This is a genomic window from Methylobacter tundripaludum (genome assembly GCF_002934365.1).
Lineage (GTDB): Bacteria > Pseudomonadota > Gammaproteobacteria > Methylococcales > Methylomonadaceae > Methylobacter_A > Methylobacter_A tundripaludum_A.
The window spans coordinates 1-13,653 of the sequence record NZ_PTIY01000024.1; the positions used below are offsets into that span (position 1 = coordinate 1).

Consider the following 13,653-nt stretch of genomic DNA (forward strand, 5'->3'; position numbering starts at 1 on the left):
TCGTCTTTGGTCGGATTGAAAAAAGCGTGAAACTATATCAGCTAACCTTTTTCTTTTCCGATTAGTGCCGATTGCACTTATGAGTTGAATCTAAGATTGAATTTTAGACTTTTATGAGATCTACGCAAACATAGTTCCTGCGTATGGGTTACTGCGGGGGACTGGACCATGCTCACATCCTGGATGTGAGCATGGTTTGAACAATTCTTAGCTAACTCTGCCGGCTTCTGTTGCGGCAGGCACTTCAATCAACCGGCCTGATTTAACGTCGTAGATATAACCGTAAACAGGAATGTCGGACGGAACCAGCGGGTGATTCTTAATGCGGGTTACATCTTCCAAAACACTTTCTTCTTGGTTTTTAATGGTCAACCAGTCGACATATTTGCCTTCGGCTGAACCTGGGCCTTCGCAGCAATCATGCCAGCCGCCGGCATCAATAGAGGCGGTCTTTAAGCTGCTGCCCAACAGGCCGCGCATGATGTCGTCGGTAAATGTTTCCATGCCGCAGTCAGTATGGTGAACGACAAACCATTCGCGGGTTCCCAATAATTTATAAGAAATAACCAAGGAACGGATGGCGTCGTCACTGGCGCGACCGCCTGCATTACGGATGACGTGGGCATCGCCTTCGGATAGACCGGCATATTTGGCGGGGTCTAGACGGGCATCCATACAGGTCAGGATAGCAAAATGCCGTCCTGGAGGCATAGGCAATGCGCCTTTGTCGCCAAAATCATTCACATAATCTCTATTTGCCGCTAAAACTTCATTAAGAATTTTGCTCATAAACACCTCTTATTATAATTTTGGACCATAAAAAAGCCGCTTGTTCCTGATCACTAAGGGGAATGATAAAGACCAAGCGGCAGTAAGAACTATCTCCGAGCGGAAGTCTACTCCAATAAATCAAGGTTTCAAATAGCGATATAGGTTATACAATATAAACTTAAAGTTTATAAAGGTGCGGACATGGCTAAATTAAACAACACGCAGGTATTTTGCCGGATTGTTGAGCTGGGTACTTTTGCGGCGGTTGCCCGTGAAATGAACCTTTCGGCTATGATGATCAGCAAATACATGGCTCAGCTGGAGGAGTCTCTGGGGGTTGCCTTGTTAAACCGAACAACCCGGCAGCTGAGTATGACGGAGGCAGGAAGAATCTACTATCACCGCAGCAAGCAGCTGCTGGATGATTTCTCGGAACTTGAGGAATACACCTCGCAGCTGGGTCTACAGGTAAAAGGCACGTTAAAGATCAGCGCACCGATCGATTTTGGCGGACTCTATATGGTGCCCGCGATTGATGCCTATCAACGCGGATATCCCGATGTCAAAATTTTGATGACCTTGCACAACAGTCAGGTTAATTTAAGCGAAGGCAGTTTCGATTTGTCTATCCTGGTCACGGATACGCTGGATTTGGGCGTGGTTGCCAGAAAAATCGCCCAAACCCGGTTGTGCACGTATGCATCGCCCGGCTATATCGCCGAATACGGCGAGCCGCAAACCATTGAGGAGTTAAGCTCACATCGCTGCCTGCACTATATGGATACCCCGCATAGAGATTATTGGGTATTCAATGTCGGCGGCGAGGAGATTAAAATCAAGGCGAACTGGCACTTTGCCTCAAACAACGGCCGGGCTCTGTGCCAGGCGGCCGCGTTGGGCATGGGCATCACCCAGGCGCCTGAATTATCGGTGATCAATTATTTGGAACAGGGGAAATTGGTAGAAATTTTGCCGAACTTTCGCATCCCGTCGCTTAAAATTTACGCCACCTACCTGCAAAGACGCTTTCTGCCCGCCAAACTGGCGACGTTTGTCGATTTTTTAATCAAGTACTTTGCAGAAAACAACAGACTCATGAAAATAACCTGAACCTCCTCTAAAGGCGCACGACATGGCAAGACGAAACAAACACAGTCTGGAAGAAATCCGGGAAATGGTTCTGGATGCGGCGGAAACCATCATTATCAATGAAGGTTACTCGGCGTTAAAAGTGCGCAGGATTGCGATGGACATCGGTTATACCGTCGGCAGCATCTATATGGTGTTTGCCAACATGGCCGATTTGGTCATCCACATTAAAGCGAATACGGTGGATGACCTTAATGCGGAGTTACAGCAAGTACCGGGCTGCGCTCCCGAACACTCTATAGCAGAGCTGGCCAAGGCTTATTTAAGGTTTGCCGGGAGAAACTTTAACCGTTGGAGCATGATTTTTGTACAGGATACCGAGTTCCCCGACTGGTACAGGCAAAAAATCGATCGGCTTTTCAGCCGTGTGGAAACGCAATTCGCGCAACTTGCGCCAGGCTGTTCAGAACAACAAAGCAGACAGGCGGCGCGGGCGCTGTGGAGCGGCGTTCACGGTATTTGCACCTTGTCCTTGACCGGTGAACAGGATGCGACCGCTATTAACGACGTAGAAAACGACGTTGTGTTGCTGGTGGAAAGTTTTATTGGCGGATGGGCGAAAAAATCAGCGCAAGGCTGAGCCTTATCTATCGACTTAAAACACGAATGGGTTTCGCCGCCGCTCTAGCCCTCGTAGCCAGATTGACCGCGCAATAACCCGGCAAATTCTGCTGCCGGTACCGGACGGCTTTTGAAATAGCCCTGATACATATCGCAGCCTTTTTCCTGCAAAAATGCGAGCTGTTCCGGTGTTTCCACGCCTTCGGCCAAGACTTTAAAGCCCAAGATATGCCCCATCGCAATAATCGTGGCGGCAATCTCCATGTCGTCTTGCAGATCGGGAATATCGTCAATAAAGCTCTTATCGATTTTTAGCAAATCCAGCGGAAAATGCTTAAGATAAGCCAGAGACGAATAGCCGGTGCCAAAATCATCAATCGCCAACCGGATGCCCTGTCCGCGTAAGCAGTTAAGAATATCCGCCGCGTTGTCCTGATTCGCCATCAGTCCGCTTTCGGTTATTTCCATTTCCAGCTGGTTGGACGGAAAACCGGTTTCAGCCACCACTGTAGCAACCAGGCCGCAAATGTCGCTACGGCGAAACTGGTGCGGCGACACATTGACCGCCAGGGTTATCGGCGGCAAGCCTTCATCCAGCCATTGCCGGCCTTGACGACAGGTTTCCCGCAGCACCCATTCGCCAACCGCGAGAATCAGGCCGGTTTCTTCGGCAACGGGGATGAACCGGATCGGCGGAATCAGCCCTTCAACCGGGTCCTCCCAGCGCACCAATGCTTCGGCGCCGACGATGCGGCCGCTGGCAATATCGACCTGCGGCTGGTAAAAAACACGCAGCTCCTGCTGTTCGATCGCCCGGCGCAGACGCGATTCCAGCGCAATGCGCTCACGCGCCGCGAGAGTCAAATCTTCCGAAAAATAAGCGAAGCAGCCGCGCCCGGCGTCTTTGGCTTGATAGAGTGCGGCATCCGCGTGATCCATCAGTATCTCGGGATTATCGCCGTGTTGCGGATACAAACTGATGCCTATGCTGACGCCAATCAGTATGTCCTCGCCATGAGCCACACAAAAAGGCTTGCTTAAGTCGGCAATAATGTCTTCCGCCACGCGCGCGGCGTCTTCAGGGTGGGCGATGTCTTCCAGCAATACGATAAATTCATCGCCGCCCAAACGGGCCACCATATCGACATCACGCAGCCGGCCTGTGATTTTTTCCGCAACTTGTTGCAGCAACTCGTCGCCCGCCTGATGCCCCAGACTGTCGTTAACCGCCTTGAACCGGTCCAAATCGAGCATCAGCAACGCAAGTTGCTTGCCCTCGCGCCGTTCGACATCAATGCCGTGTTTCAACCGTTCTTGCAGCAGCCGGCGATTCGGCAGCCCGGTCAGCGGGTCGTAGAAAGCCAGCTGTTTGATCTGCTCTTCAGCCATCTTGCGCTCGGTGATGTCGATATGGGTGCCGACATAATGGGTAACCTCACCGTCATCCCCTTTCACTACCGAGATAATCAGCCACTTGGGGTAAATTTCTCCATTCTTGCGCCGGTCCCAAATTTCTCCCTGCCAGGTACCGTCGCGCTTGATGCCTTCCCACATTTCCGCGTAAAAAGCCGCATCATGACGGCCTGATTTGAGCAAATTTATTCTCTGCCCGACGGCCTCTTCCTTTGTATAACCTGTGGACTCGGTAAAGGCCCGGTTAACCTGCAAAATAATATTCTCGGCATCGGTGATCACCATCGGCTCCTTGGACTCGAACGCGATGGCCGCCACGCGCAGATCCGCCTCCGCTTGTTTATGCAGCGTAATATCTCGTAATGCACTGGCGAAAAACAAGCCTCGTTCCGTTTTAATCGGGCTTACGCTGATATCCACGTCAAAGCTGCTACCGTCTTTTCGGCGCGCCTGTAATGTTCGTCCGCTCTTCAATGGCCTGGTGACCGGTGAGTCAACAAATTTGGCGTGCAGCTCAGGATGCTTTGAGCGAAAGCCTTCCGGCACCAAAATTTCAATCGACTGGCCGATCAGTTCTCCAAGCTTGTAACCCAACAACAATTCGGCTTGCTGATTAACCTGGGAAATAATGCCCCGCCTGTCGCTGATCAGCATCGCGTCCGGTGTGGCGTTGAAAATGGCGCGTTGATAGCCTTCACTTGCCATCAGTGTCTGTTCGGCTCTCCTGCGCCCGACGAAATAGGTGGCCAGCGTCATGCCTGTTCCAGACAGTATCACCATAAAAAACCAGTAATTGGCCAGGCTTGCGCTGAATCTTGTCGAAGCAGGCACGTCCGCTATGTTGCCTGCGAAAAAACCGGTTCCCTGCTGCACGCCAAGCAACCCCATGACCGCCGACATGACCAGTATGACCACCACGCCGTGAGCCTCCAAACGCAACACGGCCCAACTCACAATCAGAAACATCCAGTAGCCCTTGGCGATATGGCCTACCGAGTCGTGCAACCACCCCATGAAAATCGCCTGCCCGACCAGAAAAGCCAGACCGAATAACAACATGAACTCGGTCAGCCGGTTCAGCCCCAAGCCATAATCCGGCGCCCGCCGCCAAACCAGAATAAACGGCGTGACCAAGGCTATGCCCAAGACATCCCCCATCCATCTATAAACCAAACTCGGGTAAAAGGATTCTTCAGCCGGGAATCCGGTAAAAAACAACGCCCCGGCCCCTATCAGTGCGGCTATAACGCTGGCGATACCGCCGGCTATCAGTAATTGCAGGTAGTTGCGGGTGGATAGAACGGTTTGGTTAAAAATATCGTTCCGCCTTAGCAGCCAGGCGGCCAAAAGCGCCTCCAGCGCATTGCCCATAGCGACGGCTGCGGACGCCAAAAAAGAGTCGAGAACCACCACGTTGACCAACAATGCACCAAGGAATACGCCGTAAACGTACCGGCTCCCGCCCATCAACAAAACCGACAGCGCCAGTCCTGCGGGCAACCAAAGGACGCTGGTAACGCCGTTATCTGAACAATAGGCGAGAACAACCAAACCGATCATGGCGTAGAATGCAGCGACAACCAATTGCTTTAACAGCGCTGCAAAGTGATGGAAATTTATCATTATTATTATTTTTCCCTTATTTTTACCCGCTCAGCGGAGAAAAACAGCGCTGAGTAATGCTTATTTGTGTAGCGTTTCAGCTACCCTCGCATATATTACAGCATTTTTAAGCCGCGATAATCCCAGCCCATTTTCCATTCGTGCTGAACTTGTCGCCCCTATGCCGAGTGAACCCGCTTTCGACGAGACTCGTTGGGCGTAGTTCAAGCACTTAGACCCGAACGGTAAATGATGTGGTTTTCAATTAATAATGAGGGAATACTATCCCTGTGTTCGGGATATTCATCGGCATTGCATTTAAGGTGAAATCATTAACAGTTTCGGGTTTCGGTGTCGCCCGACGCATGCTGTTGATGCCGCAACAACTCGGCAAACTCACTCGCAACCAGCGGTTTGCTTTTGATATAACCCTGATACATATCGCAGCCTTTCTCCTGCAAAAAGGCCAGTTGAGCCGCTGTTTCCACCCCTTCCGCCAGGACCTTGAAACCCAGAATGTGCCCCATCGCGACAATTGTCGCGGCGATTTCCATGTCATCTTGATGGAACGGAATATCGTCGATAAAACTCTTGTCGATTTTCAATACGTCCAGCGGAAAATGTTTAAGATAAGCCAGCGATGAATAACCGGTGCCGAAATCGTCAATCGCAAAACGGACGCCTTGTTCGCGAAGGCTATTAAGAATGGCCGTTGCGTTCTCCTGATTCTCCATCAACCCGCTTTCGGTTATTTCCAACTCCAGCAGCGTGGGCGGGAAACCGGTTTCCGCCAACACTGTAGTCACCAAAGCACAAATATCGCCACGGCGGAATTGGTACGGGGAAACATTAACCGCCAAGGTTAACGGCGGCAAGCCTGCATCCAGCCACTGCCGGCCTTGGCGGCAGGTTTCCCGCAACACCCATTCGCCAATCTCGAGAATCAATCCGGTTTCTTCTGCAATGGGGATAAAACGGAGCGGCGGAATCAAGCCGTCAACCGGATCTTGCCAGCGTACCAAAACCTCTGCGCCGACGATACGTCCGCCGGCAATATCGACTTGGGGCTGAAAGAAAATGCACAAGTCCTGCTGTTCAATGGCGCGGCGCAGCCGTGTTTCCAGCGCAATGCGCTCCCGGGCGGCAATCGTCAGATCTTCGGAAAAATAGGCAAAACAGCCTCGCCCCGCATCTTTAGCCTGATACAATGCGGCATCGGCATGATCCATCAGAATATCGGGACTGTCGCCGTGTTGCGGGTATAAACTGATGCCGATACTGGCGCCAATCTGCACGTTATTGCCATGAAGCAGACTAAAAGGCTTGGTTAAATCGGCGACGATTTCCTTAGCCACCCGCGCCGCATCTTCCGGCTGCGCAATGTCTTCCAGCAACACGATAAACTCATCGCCGCCTAAACGGGCCACCATATCGACATCACGCAACCGGGCCGTAATTCTTGTCGCAACCTGTTGCAACAATTCGTCGCCCGCCAAATGCCCCAGGCTGTCGTTAATCGCTTTGAAGCGATCCAGATCCAACATCAACAGCGCCAACTGCTTGCCTTCGCGCCGCTCCATATTAATGCCGTGTTTCAAGCGCTCTTGCAGCAACCGGCGATTGGGCAGGTGGGTCAGCGGATCATAGAAAGCCAGCACTTTGATTTGCTCTTCGGCCGCCTTACGCTCGGTAATGTCGGTATGGGTGCCGACATAATGCGTAATCTCGCCGTCGTTACCTTTTACCGCAGTAATGGACAACCATTTGGGATAAATCTCGCCATTCTTGCGCCGGTCCCAAATTTCTCCTTGCCAAGAGCCGACGCTTAAAAGACTTTTCCACATCGCCGCATAAAAAGCCATATCATGCCGCCCCGATTTGAGCAGGCTTATTTTCCGGCCCACGGCCTCCTCTTCCGTGTAGCCGGTAGATTCGGTGAAGGCTTTGTTGATTCGTAGGATGACGCTGGCCGTATCGGTGATGACCATTGCTTCCTGGGATTGAAAGGCCGTGGCGGCGATACGCTGATCAAGCTCTATCCGATTGCGCTCGGTGATGTCTTGCACACTGCCCACCATGCGTAGCGGCTGTTGCATTTCATCGTATTGCAATCCGCCGCTGCCGCGGACCAACCGAACGGCCCCATCCGGCAGCATGATGCGGAAATCCAGCTCCCGGGATTTCTTCCCGGACCGGCATTCACCGAGCCATCTTTTCATCGCGGTGCGGTCGCCGGGATGGATCAAGTCGAAAATCGCTTCCTGGGAAAGCGGGAATGTCTCCGGCTTAACGCCGTAAATCCGATACATTTCTTCCGACCAGCTAATGCGACCGGTCGCCAGCTCCACCGACCAACTGCCGACATGGGCGATACGTTGCGATTCGGACAACATCCGCTCTTTGTCCTGCAATATTTGCTGCACCTGTTTGTGTTCGGTAATATCGATTGCCGAACCGATATAGCCGGCAAATACGCCGTTTTCATCATAAAGCGGCGTACCCTTATCCAAAATCCAGCGCCAATCGCCGGCCGCATTGCGTAGACGGTATTCGGTGGTAATGGTTTCGCGGAGTTGGGTATCTCGGTAATACGCCACGAAAGCGGTTGCTCTGTCATCGGGATGAATGGTGCTCGCCCAACCCTCATAAGTCATAGTCTGCGCCGAATCCAGGCCGGTGAAATCAAGCCAGGATTGGTTGACAAAAGTGGGCTCTCCCAAGGCATCGGTAATCCAGATCATAATCGGGGAGCTGTCGGCCATCCGGCGAAAACGTTCCTCGCTTGCCCGCAGCGTAGCCTCGGCTTGTTTCCGTTCGGTGATGTCCCGCAAGGCGCTGGCGAAAAACAAGCCTTGTTGTGTATGAATCGGGCTTAGACTGATTTCCACATCCAATTCACTGCGGTCTTTTAGCAGCGCCTTGACCGCACGCCCCACGCCCATCGGCCGGGTGACTGCCGAGGCGGTGAACTGCGCCCGCAATGCCGGATGATTCTCGCGGTAGCGTTCCGGCACCAACACTTCAATCGATAAGCCGAGCAACTCGTTGATCGGGTAGCCCAGCAAGCGCTCGGCCTGCTGGTTGGCCATGGTGATAATGCCTTGTTCATTGCTGATCAGCATCGCATCAGGGGTGGCGTCGAAGATAGCGCGCAGATAGGTTTCGCTTGTTTGCAGCTCTTTGGGGCTAGGCAGCAATAACAGTTTTGGGATTAACGGCCAAATCAGCACCGCCGTGACCAGCGAAACCAGCGCCGTGGCGAATTTTATCAGGCCGTCCAGCCAATAATCGGGATGCCAAATTGTCCAGATGCTGATTAAGTGCGTGGTGCCGCACAAGCAAATAAAAATCGCAAACAGCACAAACACCCAGCGGTAAGCCAAGTCGGTGCGTTTTTTGACGAAATAGAATAATGCAAACGGAATGGAATAGTAGGCAAGCGCAATAATGCTGTCGCTGACAATATGCAACCACAAAATTGACGGCAGCCATAGATAGCAGGCGCCGTGAGGCATAAAACTACCGGTGCCGGCCAGTAAATCGTTAATCCATGAAAACATTCAGTCTTGTACTCCGTTTTTCCCGTTCCCGCGCACTGCGTGGAGCGTCTGGGTGGATCGAGGTGTGCCGTAACGAAGCAAAAACGAATCGTTAGAAATCTTCCTCTGTCAATAACGTTGTCAACTGCCTGTCCGGATCCGTGATGATCCACAGTTTTTCAGTACCTACGTAATAAACCGACATGACCCTTTCCACCGATTCAGGCAGTAATGCAAGCGTATTTTCACGCCAATCCGTCTCCGATACTTCCCCGTAATCGCCTCTTTGATGTCTGTCCAATAAGTCGCCAATAGGCACCTTAAAACCGGCAATAATCGAAATGGCCGACGGAGTCATGGTGATTTTTCCTAGTTCAAACAGATTCATTTAATCGGCCCTCTATTATTGTAATCCAAAGCGTACATATTATTGTTAACCGTTTCTTATTTTTGTTGATTATCAGGCAGATGCAACGATACCAAAAAAGTGGCGCCAAAGACCAACGCCCCCAGCACAAACATTGCAGCGACAGGAGCTATATGATGCGCCGCGGCAAAAGTATAGCCGCCGACCGCCAACAGCATGGCAAGATTTTGAAAAAAACCTTGCAGAGCCACCGCACTGCCGCTACCGATGCTTTGCTGACCTATTTCCTGCAACGCGGCGTTGACGGGGACGATAAACATGCCGCCCATCATGCCGATGAAAAACAGGGTAAAACGAGCCGGCCAGATACTGTCCATCAGGCTCAGCACAATGATGAACGCCGCCATTAAATACGCCGGGATTCTCGCGCGGCGCAAATGCTCCAACGGAATCATCCGGGGCACCAAGGCCGATCCGGCGATAATTCCGACAGCGAGAAACAAGGTCAGTTCCGCAATTTCGGTCGCATTTTTGGACAATAAAACCAGCGGCGCCCAAACCACAATAATCACTCTTAAGGTTGCCGCAGCGGCCCAGAACAAGGAGCCGCCCAAAATAGCGAAACGCGAACGCGGTGTAATAAAAAACGCTCCTATTTCCTTCCAGAAAGCCATGATTCTGGAACCTGGGATAGTCTCATGCTTAAGTATTCGGACAGGCAAGGACAAGGTGATCAAAGCCGAAGCCGTAAACATAACAATAGTTCCTGTCAACGCCCAGACTATCGAATAATCCGCCACCTTAGCACCTACTATCATGCCCATTAAAATGGCCAAAATAGTGGAGCCCTCGATCCAGCTGTTCGCTTTAACCAGAAATTCATGCCCGGCCAACTCAGGCAGGATGCCGTATTTAGCCGGACTGTAAACGGCCGCGCCGACACCGACTATGCAATAAGCAATCAGCGGTTCCACGTTGCACAGCAATAATCCGGCTCCCGCCGCTTTAATCAGATTGGCGATAATCAGCACCCTGGATTTGGGATGGTTGTCGGCGAAGCCGCCCACCCACGGCGCAAGTACTACAAAGGCGACCAGAAACACGCTTTGCAAGGCCGGAACATACCAGCCGGGCAGCTGCGTTGACTGCATCACCATCGCAATCACCGTGAACAATATGGCGTTGTCGGCAAATGCGGATAAAAACTGGGCGATCAGTAAGGGATAGATTTGTTTGTTCATGGTAATGACATTAAGGTGGACAGAAATTTAACGTTCAATTTTTATTTCTTTTTTTTATCTCTGTAGAAAAGTTTGAAAGCATTGGTTCCTTTCATAGCAATTTTCTTCATTTCGAACAAAGTTGTTGTTTCTATAAGGGTTGATAATTTGGCATAACCAAAATTTCTGGAATCAAAATCAGGGTGCTGTCTTTTGATTAATGAGCCGCAAACCCCCAGTTCGGCCCACCCTTCTTCATTACTACATTCATTAGCGGCATTACGCAACATATTCATCAGTGTAGTATTTTGACAAAGCTGTTGCCGAGAGAGCTGATTTTGTTTTTCTGTTGTTTGTTTCAGTTCTTCTGTTTTTAGAGAATCAGTTTTCTCAGTATCCATATCTAATGTCTTCAAGACATCTATATAAATAAAATCGTCACAAGCATTCCGAAAGGCAATTGGAGTTTTTCGTTCTCCAACGCCATATACATGAATATGCGATTCTTTCAGTCGTGTAGCGAGCTTTGTAAAGTCACTGTCACTAGAAATTAATGCAAACGCGTTGAATCTTTCTGAATACAGCAAGTCCATAGCATCAATAATCATTGCTGCGTCAGAAGAATTCTTTCCTGAGGTGTAAGCGAATTGCTGGATGGGTTGAATTGCCAACTCGTTCATCGGCGTTTTCCAACTTTTTAGCATTGAGCTACTCCAATCACCATAAGCTCTTTTAACAATAAGGTAACCGTATTTTGATAGCTCAGTGATAATTGCTACCAGAGCGCTTTGCTGAGTGTTCTCTGCATCAATGAGAACTGCAATTTTTTTCTCTGGATGAATCACTCACAAGCTCCTTGTATAAAATACTTAAGAGACTTTACCGGCCGCCAGCTCCGTAGCCGCCAGGTAATTGGTTTTACCTGTCGCCATCACCGGAATCGAATCGACGATCAAAATCTTCTTGGGCAGGCCGATAGAAGCCACGCCTTTGGATGCCGCCGCCAAATCGTTAACAGTCGCCTGTTTCTGGGTGGTCAACAAAATAATTTGTTCGCCTTTTTTTGCATCCGGCAGGCTGATGGCCGCGTGATGCCCATCCGGCCAGGCATTAGACGCCAGTTGTTCTACCGCGGTTAATGAAACCATTTCCCCGCTGACTTTGGCAAAACGCTTGCTTCGGCCGCGTATACTGACAAAGCCTTCATTATCGACATGCACAATGTCGCCGGTGTCATACCAGCCTTCGCCATAAATCGACTTGGCTGGGACCAATTTCCCCGGATTATCAGGCAACAGATAACCCAGCATGATATTGGGTCCGCTGAGATGAAGCCTGCCCGCATCCTCAATGCCATCGACAGGTTCCAGCTTGTAGCCCATGGACGGCATCAACCGGCCCACGGTACCGGCTTTATAATCCATCGGCGTATTGACGGAGGCAATCGGCGTCGTTTCAGTCGCGCCGTAACCTTCCAGGATGCGTATGCCGAATTTATCGGCCCACAGCTGCCGGGTCGTTTCCTGCAACTTTTCAGCGCCGGCAACCACATAACGCATATTGAAAAAATCGTAGGCGTGGGCTTTTTTGGCATAGCCGGCCAAAAAGGTGTTGGTGCCGAACATGATCGTGGCGTTGGTTTCGTATGCAATCTCAGGAATGACCGCGTAATGCAGCGGCGTCGGATAAAAGAAAGTGGTCATACCGTGCAGTACCGGCAGCATGGTGCCGACGGTAAAGCCGAAAGAATGAAATATCGGCAGAAAGTTCAGCACCACGTCTTGCGCATTAAAATTGATACGGGCTTCCAGCTGTTTAAGGTTGGACAGGATGTTTGAGTGGGACAGCACCACGCCTTTCGGCGCGCCTTCAGAACCGGAGGTAAATAAAACCACGGCTGGACTGTCAGGATTGTATTGGGTGTGCTTGTACCAGAGATTGGCGGTTTTGCATTGCGCCAGCGCCTGGAATTTGTCCCATACAGACAGGCGCGCGGCCAAGTCTTCCAGGTAAACCAGCTTGACCTGTTCGCCTAAGTGTTCGGCTTCCTCGGTTAACTTACCCATTTCTATAAAGCGCCGGGACGTCAAAACGGCTTTGACTTGCGCAGTGTTGCAAGCGGAAACCATGCCGGCCGAACCGGTTGAATAGTTCAACATCGCAGGCACCCGGCCGTAAAGTTGCAGGCCCAGAATGACTGACAGGGTTTTGGTCGAGTTGGGCAAAAACACCCCGACTTTTTCCCCTTCGGCGGTCACCTGCTTTAAGGCGTTGCCTATCGCAATGCTGCGGGTAATCAAATTGTCATAGCTTAGCGGCATACGCTCCAGATCGTTGGCGACCGTATGTTTGCCGCCGTGTATTTTGCGCGCTTCAAGCAGGCTGGCGAAAATGGTTTGCCGGTAATGACTGGTCGCAAACATCATTTCGGTCATGATGTCGGTCAAAATATGTCCGCTGTATTTACGGCGGCTTTTGCCTCTTAACTCCGGGGGAGGCGAAACGAAGGTATGGGGCAAAATCTGGATCGTGATTTTGGGGAATAAACGCATGCGGACGATATTGCGCAACTTGGAAAAATGCGTATATTCGGCGCCCTCGATGCGTACAGGTAATATGGCCGCTCCAGATTTATCGGCGACCATGCCGGTACCGTCGTAAATCTTCATCAACGATCCGGTTACCGTAATGCGGCCCTCTGGGAAAATAACGGTGCGGGTGTCAGTCTGCAAATGATGAATCAAATCCTTCAATGATATGGGATGGGTCGGATCCATCGGAAATACGCGGGACAAGCCCAAAAAAGGCTTTAACCACCAGCTTTGGGAAATATGGGTGTTGATCGCAAATGTGATGTCATCGGGTAAAAACACACCCAACAGTAAGGGATCAAGAAAGGACGTGTGATTGGATATAATCAGGACTCGTTTCCCGGCCTTGTGGTAATTGTCCAATCCTCTTATTTCGACCTTGTAAATCAAGGTCAGCAGCCAGCGCAAAATATTTTTCAGCATTTAAGTTTCCTCCTCCT

The 13,653-nt window shown here is 50.9% G+C and carries 9 protein-coding genes; 2 read left to right on the forward strand and 7 right to left on the reverse strand.

Going from position 1 to position 13,653, the window contains the following annotated elements; genetic code table 11:
- Positions 1-207 precede the first annotated feature (207 nt).
- Entirely contained in the window at positions 208-789 is a 582-nt protein-coding gene (locus tag B0F88_RS17890; protein ID WP_104425313.1) for a beta-class carbonic anhydrase, read from the reverse strand.
- A gap of 183 nt (positions 790-972) precedes the next feature.
- Between B0F88_RS17890 and B0F88_RS17895 the strand changes: the two genes are divergently transcribed.
- Together B0F88_RS17895 and B0F88_RS17900 are read left to right on the forward strand one after the other, a co-directional pair.
- Positions 973-1,881, forward strand: coding sequence for a LysR family transcriptional regulator (locus B0F88_RS17895; protein WP_104425314.1), 909 nt, complete (start codon positions 973-975; stop codon positions 1,879-1,881).
- Positions 1,882-1,903: 22 nt separating this feature from the next.
- Positions 1,904-2,500, forward strand: a complete 597-nt coding sequence (locus tag B0F88_RS17900) for a TetR/AcrR family transcriptional regulator (protein WP_104425315.1) — start codon at positions 1,904-1,906, stop codon at positions 2,498-2,500.
- A 44-nt stretch (positions 2,501-2,544) separates the two neighbouring features.
- Here the strand turns inward: B0F88_RS17900 and B0F88_RS17905 are convergent, their stop codons facing one another.
- From B0F88_RS17905 to B0F88_RS17930, 6 genes are all read right to left on the reverse strand, one after another.
- On the reverse strand, positions 2,545-5,517 hold the full coding sequence (locus B0F88_RS17905) for a bifunctional diguanylate cyclase/phosphodiesterase (protein WP_181049952.1): 2,973 nt from the start codon (positions 5,515-5,517) through the stop codon (positions 2,545-2,547).
- Between the two features lie 311 nt (positions 5,518-5,828).
- The gene (locus tag B0F88_RS17910; RefSeq protein ID WP_104425316.1) at positions 5,829-9,056 is read right to left on the reverse strand and encodes a sensor domain-containing protein; all 3,228 of its coding nucleotides are present in this window, start codon (positions 9,054-9,056) and stop codon (positions 5,829-5,831) included.
- A gap of 91 nt (positions 9,057-9,147) precedes the next feature.
- Positions 9,148-9,423 (reverse strand): hypothetical protein, encoded by a 276-nt coding sequence (locus tag B0F88_RS17915; protein ID WP_104425317.1) that lies wholly within the window; start codon positions 9,421-9,423, stop codon positions 9,148-9,150.
- A 56-nt stretch (positions 9,424-9,479) separates the two neighbouring features.
- Positions 9,480-10,643 carry a lysophospholipid transporter LplT gene (gene lplT / locus B0F88_RS17920; RefSeq protein ID WP_104425318.1) on the reverse strand — a complete coding sequence of 388 codons (1,164 nt, stop codon included), beginning with the start codon at positions 10,641-10,643 and terminating at the stop codon, positions 9,480-9,482.
- A 41-nt stretch (positions 10,644-10,684) separates the two neighbouring features.
- On the reverse strand, positions 10,685-11,467 hold the full coding sequence (locus B0F88_RS17925) for an NYN domain-containing protein (RefSeq protein ID WP_181049953.1): 783 nt from the start codon (positions 11,465-11,467) through the stop codon (positions 10,685-10,687).
- Between the two features lie 24 nt (positions 11,468-11,491).
- The gene (locus B0F88_RS17930) at positions 11,492-13,636 is read right to left on the reverse strand and encodes an AMP-binding protein (protein ID WP_104425319.1); all 2,145 of its coding nucleotides are present in this window, start codon (positions 13,634-13,636) and stop codon (positions 11,492-11,494) included.
- Positions 13,637-13,653: the final 17 nt, after the last annotated feature.